Annotated in this window: 17 protein-coding genes and 3 pseudogenes; 12 read left to right on the forward strand and 8 right to left on the reverse strand. The window is 68.4% G+C overall.

Annotated elements, in window-relative coordinates:
- Window positions 1–222: 222 nt before the first annotated feature.
- On the forward strand, window positions 223–576 hold the full coding sequence (locus tag NQU54_RS12515; RefSeq protein ID WP_257631110.1) for a DUF6247 family protein: 354 nt from the start codon (window positions 223–225) through the stop codon (window positions 574–576).
- 198 nt (window positions 577–774) lie between these two features.
- On the opposite strand, the gene NQU54_RS12520 is transcribed toward NQU54_RS12515, so the two are convergent.
- The 3 genes and pseudogenes from NQU54_RS12520 to NQU54_RS12530 form a co-directional block, all read right to left on the reverse strand.
- Window positions 775–1329, reverse strand: coding sequence for a hypothetical protein (locus NQU54_RS12520; protein ID WP_146055594.1), 555 nt, complete (start codon window positions 1327–1329; stop codon window positions 775–777).
- A complete protein-coding gene (locus NQU54_RS12525) occupies window positions 1322–3181 on the reverse strand; it encodes an alpha/beta hydrolase (RefSeq protein WP_257631111.1) in 1860 nt (619 codons plus the stop codon). Before NQU54_RS12525 ends, NQU54_RS12520 begins: the two co-directional genes overlap by 8 nt.
- A 296-nt stretch (window positions 3182–3477) precedes the next feature.
- Window positions 3478–3883, reverse strand: a pseudogene (locus tag NQU54_RS12530) (tyrosine-type recombinase/integrase); the annotation flags it as partial.
- Window positions 3884–3964: 81 nt separating this feature from the next.
- Here NQU54_RS12530 and NQU54_RS12535 point away from each other — a divergent pair.
- From NQU54_RS12535 to NQU54_RS12550, 4 genes and pseudogenes are all read left to right on the forward strand, one after another.
- Window positions 3965–4135, forward strand: a pseudogene (locus tag NQU54_RS12535) (D-alanine--D-alanine ligase family protein); the annotation flags it as partial.
- Window positions 4136–4226: 91 nt separating this feature from the next.
- Window positions 4227–4547: a D-alanine--D-alanine ligase family protein gene (locus NQU54_RS12540; RefSeq protein WP_257631112.1), complete on the forward strand. Its 321-nt coding sequence runs from the start codon at window positions 4227–4229 to the stop codon at window positions 4545–4547.
- 36 nt (window positions 4548–4583) lie between these two features.
- Window positions 4584–5111 (forward strand): cysteine peptidase family C39 domain-containing protein, encoded by a 528-nt coding sequence (locus NQU54_RS12545; RefSeq protein ID WP_257631113.1) that lies wholly within the window; start codon window positions 4584–4586, stop codon window positions 5109–5111.
- A gap of 843 nt (window positions 5112–5954) precedes the next feature.
- Window positions 5955–6395 carry a DUF742 domain-containing protein gene (locus tag NQU54_RS12550; protein ID WP_257631114.1) on the forward strand — a complete coding sequence of 147 codons (441 nt, stop codon included), beginning with the start codon at window positions 5955–5957 and terminating at the stop codon, window positions 6393–6395.
- An 88-nt stretch (window positions 6396–6483) separates the two neighbouring features.
- Here the strand turns inward: NQU54_RS12550 and NQU54_RS12555 are convergent, their stop codons facing one another.
- From NQU54_RS12555 to NQU54_RS12565, 3 genes are read right to left on the reverse strand one after another with little or no spacing between them, the layout of a single operon-like run.
- The gene (locus NQU54_RS12555; protein WP_257631115.1) at window positions 6484–6882 is read right to left on the reverse strand and encodes an Asp23/Gls24 family envelope stress response protein; all 399 of its coding nucleotides are present in this window, start codon (window positions 6880–6882) and stop codon (window positions 6484–6486) included.
- On the reverse strand, window positions 6879–7538 hold the full coding sequence (locus tag NQU54_RS12560) for an Asp23/Gls24 family envelope stress response protein (RefSeq protein ID WP_257631116.1): 660 nt from the start codon (window positions 7536–7538) through the stop codon (window positions 6879–6881). The genes NQU54_RS12555 and NQU54_RS12560 overlap by 4 nt, the downstream gene beginning before the upstream one ends.
- Window positions 7529–8095 (reverse strand): RNA polymerase sigma factor, encoded by a 567-nt coding sequence (locus NQU54_RS12565; protein WP_093463396.1) that lies wholly within the window; start codon window positions 8093–8095, stop codon window positions 7529–7531. The genes NQU54_RS12560 and NQU54_RS12565 overlap by 10 nt, the downstream gene beginning before the upstream one ends.
- Window positions 8096–8399: 304 nt before the next feature.
- Here NQU54_RS12565 and NQU54_RS12570 point away from each other — a divergent pair, with 304 nt between their 5' ends.
- From NQU54_RS12570 to NQU54_RS12590, 5 genes are all read left to right on the forward strand, one after another.
- Window positions 8400–8885, forward strand: a complete 486-nt coding sequence (locus NQU54_RS12570) for an Asp23/Gls24 family envelope stress response protein (protein ID WP_102935266.1) — start codon at window positions 8400–8402, stop codon at window positions 8883–8885.
- Between the two features lie 80 nt (window positions 8886–8965).
- Window positions 8966–9220 carry a hypothetical protein gene (locus NQU54_RS12575; RefSeq protein ID WP_102935265.1) on the forward strand — a complete coding sequence of 85 codons (255 nt, stop codon included), beginning with the start codon at window positions 8966–8968 and terminating at the stop codon, window positions 9218–9220.
- 113 nt (window positions 9221–9333) lie between these two features.
- The gene (locus NQU54_RS12580) at window positions 9334–9636 is read left to right on the forward strand and encodes an Asp23/Gls24 family envelope stress response protein (RefSeq protein ID WP_180990682.1); all 303 of its coding nucleotides are present in this window, start codon (window positions 9334–9336) and stop codon (window positions 9634–9636) included.
- A 31-nt stretch (window positions 9637–9667) separates the two neighbouring features.
- Window positions 9668–10366 (forward strand): DUF6286 domain-containing protein, encoded by a 699-nt coding sequence (locus tag NQU54_RS12585; protein WP_257631117.1) that lies wholly within the window; start codon window positions 9668–9670, stop codon window positions 10364–10366.
- Window positions 10367–10407: 41 nt separating this feature from the next.
- A complete protein-coding gene (locus NQU54_RS12590) occupies window positions 10408–11007 on the forward strand; it encodes an alkaline shock response membrane anchor protein AmaP (RefSeq protein WP_257631118.1) in 600 nt (199 codons plus the stop codon).
- Between the two features lie 128 nt (window positions 11008–11135).
- On the opposite strand, the gene NQU54_RS12595 is transcribed toward NQU54_RS12590, so the two are convergent.
- Window positions 11136–11669 carry a DUF5994 family protein gene (locus tag NQU54_RS12595; protein WP_257631119.1) on the reverse strand — a complete coding sequence of 178 codons (534 nt, stop codon included), beginning with the start codon at window positions 11667–11669 and terminating at the stop codon, window positions 11136–11138.
- A gap of 277 nt (window positions 11670–11946) precedes the next feature.
- On the opposite strand from NQU54_RS12595, the pseudogene NQU54_RS12600 reads away from it, so the two are divergent.
- Both NQU54_RS12600 and NQU54_RS12605 read left to right on the forward strand, forming a co-directional pair.
- Window positions 11947–12393, forward strand: a pseudogene (locus NQU54_RS12600) (DUF5994 family protein); the annotation flags it as partial.
- Window positions 12394–12490: 97 nt separating this feature from the next.
- Window positions 12491–12751: a hypothetical protein gene (locus NQU54_RS12605; protein ID WP_102935619.1), complete on the forward strand. Its 261-nt coding sequence runs from the start codon at window positions 12491–12493 to the stop codon at window positions 12749–12751.
- A gap of 29 nt (window positions 12752–12780) precedes the next feature.
- On the opposite strand, the gene NQU54_RS12610 is transcribed toward NQU54_RS12605, so the two are convergent.
- The gene (locus tag NQU54_RS12610; RefSeq protein WP_257631120.1) at window positions 12781–13926 is read right to left on the reverse strand and encodes a fatty acid desaturase family protein; all 1146 of its coding nucleotides are present in this window, start codon (window positions 13924–13926) and stop codon (window positions 12781–12783) included.
- Window positions 13927–14332 lie beyond the last annotated feature (406 nt).

The following is a 14332-nucleotide window of genomic DNA, read 5'->3' on the forward strand; positions in this document are numbered from 1 at the left end:
CAGCGGCCCGGGGCTTCTTCGTTGCCTGGGACCGCTGGCGTCTCCGTCAGCCTGCGACGACGCGCCGAGATCCGACGCAACGCGATCACACTCGGGCCAAAGCGATCGAGACGGGTCGGGTGTTGTGTGAGGGACGAGGCGCGGGCGTAGCCTCAACCCAGCGACCACAACAACGGCCAGGCTCATGATGATCGCGTAAACCGCCGTCCAGGAGAGGCTTCGATGACCGAACAGCCTTCTGCCCCCGACGGACCCCTGATCCCCATGCCGGCGCTCACTCCGGCAGCGCTCCGCGCGGCGGTCGCCCAGATTACCCCCGCCCAGCTGCCGTCTTTCGTCGAGCACCTCGACCGCGCGGTCGAACAAGCCGCTACCCAGAGCACCATCGCTCCACTGCGTACCTTCTTGCAGTGGTGGGGCGAGTTCGTCGCCATCCAGCGCTACCCGGCCCGCGCCGCACGCCTGCGCGAACTGGAAGCCGAAGCGGAACAGGCCACCGACCGCGAGGCCGTGCGCTCCGCACTCGCCGAGATGCGACAGATCACAGAGCTGGCACACCACGAGATCCCCGCGTGAGCGACAACTAGACCTGGGACTACGACCCCGATACCGAGCACGTCGTAGGCAGCCTGCCTCACGAAGTCGTGGCCGAGGTAGAGCGCTTGGCCGAACAACTGAGGGTCCTGGGCCGCGACGCGGTCGACGTCGGGCGCGGAAACGCGCAGGGCGGAGGTCTGCGGACACAGGACATCTTCGGAGGCCGGGGGCCCACCCTCAGCTGGACTCCCGGGACTCATGCGCTGTGTCGCGGAAGCAGTCGGAGACGACCGTCACCTCGATCAATGACGTTTTGTCAGGATGCTTGCGCTGATCGAGTAGTCGGATGTCTGCGGAGAAGTGGTCCCGAGAGAAGTTCGCGACGATCTGCGGCGTCTTCGCGGGACTTCCATCAGGCCCGTCCTTGATGATCTTCCAGTCGTGTTTGGGAAGCTCCGTACGAAGTCGCTCAAAACCACGGGACAAATCATCGAAAGGTACATCATAGACGCTCCAGGGATGGTGCATGCGCTGCACTCCCGCATCATCAGCGTATTTAGAGCACGGTAGCGTCCCCGGACCCGGCTCGGTGACCTTCGCCTTCCTCAAGCCAATGATGTCCAGAATAGTGCTGGACATTTTCTCCGTCTTCTTCTCCATACTGCCGACATCACGGACATCCACTTTATCCGCAGCCTTTTTATCGCCCACCTGGGAACACCCCGCAATAAACGTGAGGATCGGAATCACGAAGAGCGCCGACCAAACTTTCCCAGAAGTCAATTTAATCATATTGAACCCTGTCGTAGCTGCCAGTGATCACCGCAGCCTGATTCCGCAGCGCAATGGTTTCATCGTCCCAGTAGTCACCGTGACCCTCGACACCTGATTTCACTAGATGGGCGCCGAACTCGGGGTCGGTGGGAATGTTCCCGTCACCACCGAGCCCGACCTTCCGCCCCCCTTCCCGGACCCACCAGTCGTCTCCCCCAACACCGCCGGCCTTCATGGCCCAGACGTGTTCGCTCCCGATGCCGAGGTCGGACGCGTGCCCCACCTGCATGCCCGGGCTGCCCGCCGCGAAGATGTCGCCAACGGGCAAGGCACCGCCATGAGGGTCGTAGGAGGTATGGGACTTGGTGGCATCACCGATGACTGTGCTGCCGTAACTGTGACCGATGAGGGTCGTATGGCCATGGTCGCCGGTCGCCGCCTCATGCGCCGCCCGGTTGCCGTCGAGGAACTGACGGAGATGGGGCGCCGCAGCAGCCGCGTATTTGTCGTGCCGTGCGTCCGGAATGGCGTCCGGCGCATCATACCCCAACCAGGTGATTGTGGAGACCTTGGAGTTGGGATCCAGTTTATTGCTCTCCATCCAGAGTCTTTCCCCACGGTCGAGATCGCCACCGATACTGCCGATGTGCGTCTTGGTGCCCGGCACATACACCGCCGTGTGATCGGCGGTGTCCGGGTTTCCGGTGGCCATGATGACGCGGCCGTCGTTCTTCTCCGGGTCGAATCCGAGTAGATACGCCTCCGGTATGTGCTTCTTTCCGCCAGTCTCATCAAAACGTTTCTGGATGGCCTCCATGCCATCCAGAGCAGCGTTCAGATGGTCCCTGCGGTCGTTGTACTTGTAGTACCATTTCGCGTATTCGTCGGTGAAGACCTGGACCGGATAACCTCCGCTGCCGGGAATCGTCTTGTATTTGACCAGAGGTTCCTCGGGGATAGCCTTCAGCTCCTCCTGGTATTTGGCATGCATCACGTCCAGGTGAGTGCGGTTGGCCTCGTCGCGGGCGGCGGCGGGCAACCCGTTCATGCCGCCCACAGCCTTCGAGTGAAGTGCGATATAGGCGTCCTTCTCGTCCTGGGACAGGCTTTTCCACCATTCGGCGTTTTCCTTCGGGCTGCCATCCCCCGGCGGGCGCTTGATGTGATCCAGGTAGTCCTTGGCGCCCGACCTGACCCCGACGGTGTCCTTGTCCGTGTCGATCCAGTCCTTGTCAGAGACGTTCAGATCATCGTCGGCCTTCAACTTACGCAGCTTCGGCGCCCACCGCTCGTCGGCCTCGGTCGCTTCCTGGACAGCCTGGGCGATCCGGTCGGCGTATTCGATCGCCCGGCTGAAGTACGGGTTCGGGTGCTGGTTCCCGGCTTGCCGGTCCAGGGCGTCAGCGATGTCATTGGCGTCGTTGCCCGGGTCTATGGGGGCACCGGACTCGTGTGCCCTGGCGCTGCCGGTGACCTTGCCGCCCTTGGGCGTCTTGCCGTCGACCTTGTCGCCACCAGGCGGATAGCTCACCGAGCCGTCCGCGTTCACCGTCAGCTTTTCCGCCTGGGCGTCCTCGATTGCCGCGTCCAGCTTCTTCTTCGCCGCTCGCAGATCGAAAGCCAGCGCGTTCAGAGCGGTGCTGACCAGGCCGCACTCGACCTCCACGTAGTGGAAGTTCTCCGAGAGGTTCCGTAACTGGTTGCACGCCGCCGTCGCGGCCTCACCCTCCAGGGACTCTCGCATCTGTGCGGCGATCCGGCGCTCCAGCGCCTGCCTTGCCCGGCCAGCCATGTCGCTGATCGTTTGGTAGCCGTCAGCCGCGCCCTCGAACTCGCTGGGCTTGAGGCCCTTCAGCGTCGCGTAGTCCACCGTTCAGGTCACCGGCCCTTGTCCTGGCCGCTGGCCCTGGTGGTTGTTACATTCTCCACGTTGCTCAGCAAGGCGAGCAGTCCGCTCTCGGTGCGCCGCGTCCTCTGGGCCGACTTCACTCCGCCGGATTCACCCGCGCCCCTCGGCTTCCCGATCACACCGCCGAGTTGGCTACCTGTGATGCCAACCATGCCTTCCCCCGTGCACATTCGTATCCACACTGTGCTGACGCCACACTACAAAATGAGGGAAGACACGGGCGCCTTCGTAAGCGTTTGCCTCGTGCCCGATGCGTCGTTCGGTTCCTTCTCCGCGAACCACTTCACATGCCGCTCCCGGTCCTTCCGCATGAAGCCGGGCAGCACGATGAACCGCTTCCCGCCTCGGACTTGGTGTCACCGACCACCCGCCGCCCGGTCGTCAGCTCGGGAGCGGCCCGGCGCACCCACACACCGACCGTTTCGAGGTCCACGTCAGGCCGTCACATCTCTGCCTGCTCTTCGGGGCGGGCGGGTCCGTACGCCGCGATGTAGACCATGAGGCGCCAGCGGGGCCCGATCGCGTCGGCAGGGCGTCCACCTGGTCCACGGTGGCAATCGGGCGCTCACCCGCCGACTCCTTGCCCGACCCGCGAATACGGCAGGGATTCCGGCGGATCAGCTCGTCCTCAACGGCCGTTTCCAGGATGGCTTTCAGCAGCCGCATGTCTGGACCGGTGGCCCGGCGACCTGGAAGGGCCGCCCCGTGATGGTCAAGCCGCCCTTCGGTGGGTCCAGCGTGGGCATGAGCCTCGTACACGACCCCGCTGAGCTGCCCGGCGCCCTGGCAGACGCTGCCGTCGGCGAGGGCGCGGCCGTGCTCGTAGAAGACTACGTGAGCGGCACGCCGCTGACCGTGGGGCTGCTGGAGCTTCCGGGCGGCTCCGTCATCGTCTTCCCGCCGCTGGCCACCGAAGCCAACGAAGCCGAGTTCTACGACGCGGACACGAAGATCGACGTGGACTCCAGGGACACCGTAACCGTGCACCGCCGAGCCGGCGCCCGATGTGCTGGACAGGATCACCAGGGACGTCCGGACCCTGTGGGATGGGATCGGGCTGCGCGGTTCAGCCCGTATCGACTTGATCCTCACCGAGTCGATCCTCACCGAGGACGGCGAGCCGTACGTGCTGGAGGTCAACAGCACGCCGGGCATGTCCCGTGACAGCAACTTCGCGGTGGGGGCGGCGATGGTCGGGCTCACGCACACGAGTGTCGTCTTGGCGATGCTGCACAAGGCCCTGGCCCGCCCGCCATACGATGTGCCCCTGCCCGCTCCCGCGTTCTCCAGCGCCACATTGAGGCGGGAGGCTGCCGTCTCCCCGTAGGAGCCTGCCGCTGTGCCGCGCGTCCACGATGTTCCCATGTGCCGACAGCTCATCGCCCCCGCCGAGTGGGATCTCCACGGGGGCTGGGCGCTGGGAGACAGGACCGAATGGTCCAACCGGGCGTGCGGCCTGGCATCGCTGAGGATGATCCTGCTCGCCTACGGGCACGAGGCGCCCACGGTGACGGAACTCCTGAAGCTCGCGGTCAAGCACGAGGTTCTGACCCCGCACGGAGCACTGCATGCGGGGATCGCGAGCCTGGCGACCGACCTGGGAGTGCCCGCTCTCGCGGAGCCCGTGCCCGTCGAAGAACTGCTCGGCCGCCTGGACGACGCCCCGCTCGTCGTTTCGGTGACCGAGCAGTTCCCCGACGACGGCCGTTCAGGCAGTCATCTCGTCATCCTCCGCGGCTACGAGGACGGCCCCGACCCGACGATCCTCTTCCGAGACCCGTCGGCCTGGGGCCAGACGCACGATCGCATCCCTCTCAGCCGCTTCTCCCCTTCGTACACCGGCCGCGCGATCACCTTCACGCCCCTGAATCACAACGGAGACTCTCGATGACCGAGGCAAGCGGCGAGACGACCGAGGCCGCAAGCGGCCGAAGAATCGCCGTACTCGGCAGACCGCCCAAGCCCTCACCGGGCAGGCCCTCACGAGCCTGTGAGCCGCCTCTGTCGGGGTATAAGACCATCCGCAGAGCGGCGTACAACTGACCTGGCGGACGCCCATGGCTCGCCCTCCGGCCATAGGCCGGAAGCCGACATGGGAGCACGCAGTGGATCGGCTCCACGCGGAGCCCGCCGAAGCTGACGTAAGCACGTCCGCCGAGTGGCGGATGCCGACTGCTGTCCCCCGGTTCCCACCCTCCTGGACGTTTTCGCCGCCTCGTCGCTCTAACAGTTCAACAGCAAGGACACAGGCGGAGGGGCACGGAGTTGAGCGGGATGTGGCTGTCGCCGGCCATCGCATTGGCCAGCGCAACGGGGACCATGACGGCGGCGCTGGCGTACAAGGTCCGCGAGCGGGCTCGTCTTCGGATGATGACGGAGTCGGCACGCGCGCTGGCGCGGGGCGGAACGGTGCGCTACCGATCGGTGGACCAGCGCATGAAGGCGATAGCAGAGTGGGAGTTGACCGTTCCCCGCCCTGAGGCCGCTCCCTCACGCGGTGGGACTGGCAGGGGGAGGGCCATGGTGAGTCCGGCCGGTGACGAATGGGAAACGCTGTACCGCAAGTACGGACGGAAGGTGCTCCACGCCGCGACCCTCGCCGCCGGCGGGTCGGCGCATGACGGCTGGGACGGCGCGCAGCACGCGTTCTCCCAGGCATGGCTCCGCCTCACCGATCCGTCAAAACCACCGGTGGGCAACTGGGCGGGCTGGCTGCGCAAAGCGGCCGTCCGCCATGTGGTCGAAACGGCCAAGGGCGAGGCACGCACCCTTCCCAACGCCGGACACGCAGCACGCCCGGGGGAACCTCGCCCGCTCAGCCGCAGCACCGGAAAGCGCACAGCCGCTGGTCCGGCCCTACGCCATGACCGGGAGCAGCACTCAACCGCGCTACCAACTCGCTATCGAGGCGCTGGTCAGCACTAGCGCGGCCCCAAGCGCCCTCCAGGAGTTGCTCCCGGAGCATCAGCGCATCTGCGCTCTGTGCCGTGAGATCAAGTCAGTGGCCGAAGTCTCCGCACTGTTGCAGATGCCGCTCGGCGTGGCCCGAATCCTGGTGGCCGACCTGGCAGAGGCAGGAATGGTCATCGTCCACGAGCCGAGTGCCAGTCAGCCCGGTGCGCGGCCGGACACGACGCTCCTGGAAAGGGTACTCAGCGGGCTTCGCAAGCTCTGACATGCCGGTCTTCGTACGCGATGGCCGCCTGGGACCGAGCAGGCGGCCGAGGCTCGGTCACTGTTTCGGGCTGCGGGGGGGGGCGGCATCACGGGGCGGTGGTCCCGGGATGGTGTGACGGGCGGTGTCCGGTGGTGCGGGTGACGGTGACGACGACGGTGACGGGTCCCGGTATGCCGTGGCGGGTCGCATACGCGTCGACCGCCGATCCGACGCTTTCGCGAACGTCGCGTGCGGTGTCCAGAGCGCGGCGGTCTTCATCGAGCACACAGCGGACTTCGACGTGCCAGGCGCCCGTTCGGGGAGCGCGTTCGGCGTGGATGCCGGTCTCGGGGGACGGCGCGGCGGAGCCGAGGGTCCGGCGGACCCGAGTAGCGGCTTCGGCCAGGGACTGGCGGAGGCTGGGCTGAAGTTCGGACACCCCGGGGACGGCCAGCGCCGCTCGGGCGGCGGTCCGCTCGACGCTGGCCGTGCGGACGGCGGTCACCGTCCGCTCCCGTCTCTCAGCGTGGGTTCGTCGGAGGCCGTGGGCTTCAGGGGCTCCAGTACGGACGCGATTCTCAGGTCGATGGTGCTGACGGCCAGGCCGAGCTCTTGCTCAGCGGCATGAGCGACGGCCCGGCGCACCTCGGCGGCCCTGCCGGGCAGGGGTCGGTCGAGAGTGACGGCGAGGGTCATGGCGATGGTCACCCTGGTGCTCCCCTCGGCAGGGGTCAGGCGGCAGCTCGCGGCGCGCACTCCGGGGACCCGGTCGGCGGCCCGGCGCAGGACCTTCGCCGCCGCCGTCTCCGCGATCCGCAGTTCTCGTGTGGGATCGTCCAGGGGCAGCATTCGGCCGAGCCGTACCTCGGCGCGTACCGCGCGCATGACCCGGTCGGCGACAGTGCGGGCGCTGGGGCGTTCCGCCCAGAGGGTGCGGGTGGTGCTGTCCAGGGCTGTCAGCCCCTCGACCGCCTGCCGACAGAACGCGCAGCCGTCCATGTGAGGGTCGGGCTGATCGCCGGCAGCGCGGGCCTGCTCCCAGGCGTGGCTCACCAGGCGCCCGCAGGGCAGCCTTTCGTCCCCGATGAGCCGTGCCGCGTCGGCTTCCCGGGCGGCCGGATCGTCGGGCGGGGGCGTGGCACGCGGGTCGTCTAGCGCCATGAGGCCATCTCCTTCATCAGGGTGCGCCGTGCCCGGAACAGCCTGCCGCGTACGGTCTGTTCGCTCTCGCCCACCACGTGCGCGATCTCCTCGTACGACAGCCCGTGCAGCTCCCTGAGGACCCAGCAGGCACGCTGAGCGGGGTGCAGGTCCCGGAGCGCTTGTGTCAGCGCCGCCGCGGCGGCCGCGCTTTCGACTGCTCGGGCGGGTTCGCCACCGGCATCGTGGGCCGCCGGCTCGGAGACGGCGTCCAAGGACACGGAAGGGGCCCGTCCGCGCCGGACATTGAGGCATCGGTTGGTCACGATGCGGTACATCCAGGTGCGGAACGAGGCGTCCCCGCGGAACTCGGGAAGCCGCCGCCACGCGCTGATGAGGGCGTCCTGGACCGCCTCCTCGGCGTCCGAGAGGTTGCCCAGCATGTGGTACGCCAGTGCCAGCAGCGGTCCGCTGTGACGCTGGACCAGTACGGCGAAGGCGTCGTCGTCACCTTCAGCGGCCCGGGCCACCAGCAGTCCGTTGTCCAGATCACGGAGGTCGTCTCCGGTCTCGCCCATCCGCTCGGCCGGGGGCGGATCCGACCCAGTGGGCTGGTACGGAGCCGCGCACCGGAGTGGTGAGAGTCCTCCCTGCTTCGCATCCACTGTTCGCTTCTCACACGATTCGCGTCCTGGACGACGTCACGGCGCCTCCCACCCCTGTTCGCCTGATGACGGCGGTCCAACCAAGCGGTCCGACCAGGCCCCCTCAACCAGGCTACGTGACGCACACCACAGAAAAGTGTGATGATTTCCTACTTTTTGTGTCCATTCTTATGACGGGCGCTGATCCGGTGTCCGTCTCCCCCGCAAGGAGAACGTCATGACGGACACGACGCCCCGCCCGGGCTCTGAAAGGCACTGGTCTGCCGATGAGGCAACGGCACAGCACACCCCGAAGCACAGCCTCGACGCACCGGACAGCCGTGGGCGGACCACGATCGCGGACACCGTCGCGGAGAAGATCGCCGGAATGGCGACCCGTGAGGTTCCGGGCATCCACAACCTCGGCTCCGGCATGGCGCGGACCATCGGGGGCGTCCGTGAGCGGATGCCCGGCGGGCAGCCCAGCATCACCCGCGGTGTGCACGTCGAGGTGGGCGAGCACCAGACGGCTGTGGACCTGGACGTGGTCGTCGACTACGGATTCCCCATCGTCGACGTCGCCGCGGATGTCCGCACCAATGTCATCGCGGCCGTGGAACGCATGACCGGTCTGGAGGTCGTCGAGGTGAACGTGGCCGTCGACGACATCCACCTGCCGGAGGACGAGGACGAAGGCGAAGGCGACGAACACCGGGTGGAGTGATCTCCCCCGCCTCTGCCCCCTGCCGTGCGGCTACACCGCGCACGGGAAGGAGGGGGCCGCATGAGACTGGTGAATGAACGATGAACACAACTGTGGTCGGACTCCTGACCGGCCTGGCACTGGGTTTCGCCGGTTATTTCGGTGGCTTCGGGGCTTTCATCGTGGTCACGGCCCTGGGCTTGGTGGGTCTGATCGTCGGCCACCTCGCACGCGGCGATGTCCATGTCACCGACTACGTACGCACCCGCGAAGGCGATGGACACCGGGCGGAGACCTTCCAGCGCCGTCGGAGCAGCCACGGACCCGGCACCGAGCACAGGGGGCGTGTGCGGTGAACACCCAGCCCCCGTCGCGTCCCCGCCGGGGCGGTCCGGGAAGCGGCGAGAGCACGGGCACATCCCCCCTCCCGTCGCCCGCCCGGCGCGGCGCGACACTGATCCCCGACAAAGTGGTGGCCCGCATCGCGGTCCGCGCGGCACACGAAGCCCTTACTCGGCAAGGAGACGAGCCTCCCCAACGGCTCGGCCTGGGAACACCCCGCACCACGGCCACCCTGCACGACGGCTCGGTCCGCCTCGGTGTCTCCTTGGAGCTGCCCTATCCCGTCGACATCGCCCGCGCCGGCGGTGAGATTCGGCACTACATCGCCGAACGGGTGTCCCATCTGACCGGCCTGCGGATCGACGGCATCACCGTGTCCGTCCAGCGACTCGTCGCCGGTCGGAGCCTGCGACGAGGACGAGTCGAATGACCCGGCGGCACGCGCCCGCGACAGGAGGATCATGACTTCCCGCACCCCGAACACCCCGCCGGACCCCGGCGGCGATCCCCCTCGACCGCGGCCGGACACCACGGCGGCTCCGGCCGGGAACACGCCGCACCACGATCCGCCGCCCGTTGAACCGCCGCCTCGACAGACAGCGCGGGAAGAACGGTCCCCCCGCCCCTGGGGGACGCGCCGGGCCCCCGCCGTCCTGGCCGCCGCACTGATCGCGGTCGGAACGGGCATGCTGGTCTTCGAAGCGGTCTGGATAGGCACCGGACACCCGGCCACTGCCTGGTGGACACGGTTGACCCACGAACTCGCCTCCCGCCCGGTGGACGACGTCTGGGTCCTCACCGGCGCCGCCATCGCCGCTGCCCTCGGCCTGTGGCTGATCGTCCTGGCCCTCACCCCCGGTCTGCGTCCCCAATTGCCGTTGCGGGTCCCCACCGACGGGCGCGGGCGGATGCGTGCCGTGCTCGACCGCAAGGGCGCGGCGCTGATCCTGCGCGACGCCGCCCTGCGTGTCCCCGGGGTCAGCGCGGCGCGAGTCAGGGTGCGCCGCCGCCGGGTCACGGTCCGTGCCGACGTGAGCTTCCGCGACACAGCCGACGTCAAGGACGAACTCACCGACGCCGTCCGGCGCGAGGAACGCGGCCAACTCGCCCTGGCCCGGACCCCGCGCCTGGCGGTCCGCGTACACCGGAGCCCGACCTGATGGTCGTGGCGCCAGGGCCCCGATGCTCACCGGAGAAGACGATGAGGGAACACACCACGACCAACCGTGTGCTTCTGGCCCTGCTCGGACTCGTACTGCTGGGCGGCGGCCTCCTGGTGCTCGCCGGCGGCGCCGACATCTACCGTCGCCTGCGCCTCACGCCGCCCGGCGGCTGGCCGCTCACCACTCCGCACAACGTCCTGATCCCGCGTGCCGACCAGATCCGGTGGACCGTCCAGGACTGGTGGTGGCTGTCCGCCATCGCGGCACTGACCCTGCTCATGCTGCTCGCCCTGTGGTGGCTGCTGTCCCAGCCCCGGCGACGGCACTCCCGCCGACTGTCCGTAGGACACGCCCCCCGGGGAACCGTGACGGTCAACGACCATGCGCTGCGCGACGCCCTCACCACCGACCTCGACACGCTGCCCGGCGTCCGGCGGGCCCGGGCACGCTTCCTCGGGCCTCCCACTCACCCGCGGGCCCGTATCGGCCTCGTCCTCAACCCCGGCAGCACTCCGCGGCACGTACTCGAGGACCTGCGCGACGCCACCGATCGAGCCCGCCAATCGGCTGGTTGGGACCGCCTCCCCACGGATGTCCGCCTGGGCGTCGCCCGCCATGGCCCGCACCGTGCCGAATGACGTCACGTCCGGCTCCGCCCCCTCGCTCAGGTGTCCACGTGGCGGCATACGGGGCAGGCCGTTCCTCCGCCCGACGGGCGGTGTGGCCGGCGTCCGAAAGCGAGGTCCAAGCGCAGACGCATGAGGCATCAGGACGTGCCGCGGCGTCCCTGGCCTTCCCGCCGGCCTTCCGCGCCGATCAGGCGGGCTCGGCCGGTGCCGGTTCCGGTGTCGATGAGGATCTGCTCGGCCGGCGCGATGTTGTCGGCACGGACGGCCCGCGCCATCGCGGCGCGTGCCGCGTCGGGCGTCGCGTGCGGCGGGACCACCAACAGGGAGAAGAGGTCCTGATCGCCTCGAGTGATGAGGATGGTGTCGTCACCCACCGGGAACGAGTCGATGTGCACGACGCGATCGTCGATGATCAGTCGTGTCGGCAGTTCTTCCCAGGCATCGGAGTCCAGGCCGACGCGCACGACGGGCCCGAGGTAGTCGGTCAGCGCGGTGACCAGGGCGGGAAGCTCGGCGCCTATGTCGCGGGAACGCGGCCACCACGCACCGTCGAGATTGCCCTCACGGCTTTGTGTCGTCACCAGTCGCAGCAGGGCTGTTCCGGGTTTCACCGCATGATGGATCGCGTCCGGCAGAAGATTCACTTCACGCGGGGTGTCGGCATCGGACATGGTCTGCTCACCCTCCGCGGGGTTCGGTGGCGGGCGGTGGGCCACCAACTTCACCGTACTCCGAGAGCCCGCGCCCAGGCCCGTCCGCGCCCTGCGGCCCCGGACACCCGGGATTCCCGAGGAAGTGGCTGATCACAGGGGGGGCTCAGCAGGGCCACGCCCGGAGTACAGTGAAAACACCGGGAGCCCCTCGCACACCGGCTTCCACGCGGGTGTCGTTCTCGGCGAGCGACAACACCGGGACGCTGTAAGGCGCCCCCGGGGACAGGTCCGCGCCATGACCGTGACCGTCGACCGTACGCCCTCTGATGAGGGCGTGCCCTCCCCACCGGCCCGCCTGTCACTGACCCCGACGAGCCTGGTTCCGGGTCTCCTGGACGGTGCGTGGTGGCCTCGCTCCCGCGATCTCCTCCGTGAGCTGCCCACCCTTACGGACGTGCTGGACGCACGCTGGGGCCGGATCACGCGCGTCTCCGTGAACCCGACCGACTGGCCCGTGATCCCGCGCAAGGTGCCTGTGACCGGGCACACGGTGCACGTGGGCTGGTTCACTGACGAGCAGGACCCGCACAAGGTGATCCTGCTCTCCTACAACGTCGGCCGCTGGGACCTTCTGGTGATCCCGCCGGAGGCGAGTGCGGCGGCCGCCGCCCGGCTGATGTCCGCCGCGGCGACCACCGGCGCCCTCCTCACCGCCAGCAGCCTCATGGCGAGCGAGACCGCCTCCGCGAATGACGCATGACCTTCTCCTGACCCGGGCCGGTGGGTGCGAAGCAAGGCCCCACACCCACCGCCATGTCCTCCCGATGAACGAGGTCACCATGCAGCCACGGGAAACATCCTCGGCAGGGCGCGCCGAGGTACGTATTGTCGCCGCGTCCCCCGAGGCCGCCCGTCAGGTCGCGGAGGTGCTCCGTCGTTGCTTCGCCGGCACCGAACAGCGGAGCTACCCCGCCGGCGCGGACGGCGGAACCCGGCTCCATCTCACCGTGGACACCACGCACACCGCAGAACCGGCGCGGTCCTGGCTGCTGGCGAGCCGGTCCTCCGGGCAGGACCGCACACAGACCGACGAAGTCTGAAGGGATGCCCTTCAGGGACCGTGCCGGGGTCATGCCCGACGTTCGGCCCGCAGCGGTGCTCCCACCGCATGGAGATGGCGTAGTGCCTGTCGGTACGAGTCCACCAAGCCCGTCTGTGCGTAGGGCAGGTCGAGCTCGGCGCAGTAGGCACGGATCAGGGGCTGGGCCGCCGGCAGAGCGGTTCGGGGCATGCTGGGGAACAGGTGGTGTTCGATCTGGTAGTTCAGGCCGCCGAGCACGAAGTCGATGACACGCCCGCCCCGTACGTTGCGCGAGGTGAGGACCTGGCCGCGCAGGAAGTCCGGTCGGTCATGCTCCCCCGGCATCGCCATCCCCTTGTGATTGGGGGCGAATGAGACTCCCATGTACAGGCCGAAAAGGGCCTGCTGGACCACGACGAACACCAGCGCCTTCAGCGGCGAGAGGACCACGAGCACAACGGTGAGATACGCCGCCACGTGCACGAGCAGGGCCAGTGCCTCGACCGCGAGAGGAGCGGGAGCACTTGTCCGGCCCCTGCGCAGCGCCCGGAATGTGGCCACATGCAGTGCCCAGCCCTCCAGCAGCAGCATGGGGAAGAAGAGGGAAGCCTGGTGACGGGTGATGAAGCCGGTCACCCCCGTGCGCCCACGAGCCTCGTGATCGATGAAGACCACGGCGCCGGTCTCGATGTCGGGGTCGCGGCCGACCTGGTTGGGATGGGCGTGGTGACGGTTGTGCTTGGCCACCCACCATCCGAATCCGAGGCCGATGAAGAGATTGCCGAAGACCAGCCCTGTTGCGTCGTTTGCCCGCTTGCCGTGGAACAGCTGTCGGTGGCCCGCTTCATGTCCGCGGAACCCGCACTGTGTGAAGGCGAAGGCCAACACCGCGGCGACGGTCAGCTGCCACCAGGAGTCGCCGATCAGGAGGAAGGCCGCCCAGCCTCCGGCCAGGAGGAGCAGCGTGACAGCCAGCGCCGTGACGGAGCTCAGTGGCCGGTGCCGCAGCAGTCCCGCGCTTCTGACCTGGCGGGAGAGCAGCGCGTAGGCACTGCCTGGGGATCGATCACGGATCGTCGTAGAGCCACCCGGGGAGTCTTCGGAGGGCTCCGCCCCCCGAGCCGACGGGTTTGGAGAAGTCGAGGAGGTTCCAGCCGACCGCGGGGAGCGTTGAATGAAGTCTGAAGACGCCATGGATCTCGATCCTGATCGGTGTCAGCCGTCAGCCGTCAGCTGTCAGTGGCACGCGGATGCGGGCAGTTCGTGCGGCGACGTCGGAGGGGCAGCCCTCGCAGGCCACCAGGGACAGGCCACCAGGGCCACCAGGGCCACCAGGGAGAGGACAACCATCGTGCGGGTCAGCCGGTCCGCTTGGCCGGTGCTCGGACCACGTCGTCCTCCGCTCGCGCGGCCCATCGGGCCGTGGCGGCCCTGACGCGGACGCCTTGAGCTGTGTATACGCCCTTCCCGAGCCCGTGATCAGGGCCGTGTCGTGAACCGCAGAGGACAGCCGTGGAGGGCAACCGCCATTCCGGATCGCCCTCGGTCCTCTTCACCGTACTCCCCGCGCCGCGGGGAGGCATGTTTCCCCACGGCGCGG

It is taken from the genome of Streptomyces malaysiensis subsp. samsunensis (assembly GCF_024519315.1).
GTDB classification, from domain to species: domain Bacteria; phylum Actinomycetota; class Actinomycetes; order Streptomycetales; family Streptomycetaceae; genus Streptomyces; species Streptomyces malaysiensis.

Bases quoted from the DNA above. Each gene is read 5' to 3' on its own strand.
- NQU54_RS12515 (WP_257631110.1), top strand. From the start codon at position 223: ATGACCGAACAGCCTTCTGCCCCCGACGGACCCCTGATCCCCATGCCG.
- NQU54_RS12520 (WP_146055594.1), bottom strand. From the start codon at position 1,329: ATGATTAAATTGACTTCTGGGAAAGTTTGGTCGGCGCTCTTCGTGATT.
- NQU54_RS12545 (WP_257631113.1), top strand. From the start codon at position 4,584: ATGTGCCGACAGCTCATCGCCCCCGCCGAGTGGGATCTCCACGGGGGC.
- NQU54_RS12550 (WP_257631114.1), top strand. From the start codon at position 5,955: ATGTGGTCGAAACGGCCAAGGGCGAGGCACGCACCCTTCCCAACGCCG.
- NQU54_RS12560 (WP_257631116.1), bottom strand. From the start codon at position 7,538: ATGGCGCTAGACGACCCGCGTGCCACGCCCCCGCCCGACGATCCGGCC.
- NQU54_RS12565 (WP_093463396.1), bottom strand. From the start codon at position 8,095: ATGGGCGAGACCGGAGACGACCTCCGTGATCTGGACAACGGACTGCTG.
- NQU54_RS12570 (WP_102935266.1), top strand. From the start codon at position 8,400: ATGACGGACACGACGCCCCGCCCGGGCTCTGAAAGGCACTGGTCTGCC.
- NQU54_RS12575 (WP_102935265.1), top strand. From the start codon at position 8,966: ATGAACACAACTGTGGTCGGACTCCTGACCGGCCTGGCACTGGGTTTC.
- NQU54_RS12585 (WP_257631117.1), top strand. From the start codon at position 9,668: ATGACTTCCCGCACCCCGAACACCCCGCCGGACCCCGGCGGCGATCCC.
- NQU54_RS12590 (WP_257631118.1), top strand. From the start codon at position 10,408: ATGAGGGAACACACCACGACCAACCGTGTGCTTCTGGCCCTGCTCGGA.
- NQU54_RS12595 (WP_257631119.1), bottom strand. From the start codon at position 11,669: ATGTCCGATGCCGACACCCCGCGTGAAGTGAATCTTCTGCCGGACGCG.
- NQU54_RS12605 (WP_102935619.1), top strand. From the start codon at position 12,491: ATGCAGCCACGGGAAACATCCTCGGCAGGGCGCGCCGAGGTACGTATT.
- NQU54_RS12610 (WP_257631120.1), bottom strand. From the start codon at position 13,926: ATGGCGTCTTCAGACTTCATTCAACGCTCCCCGCGGTCGGCTGGAACC.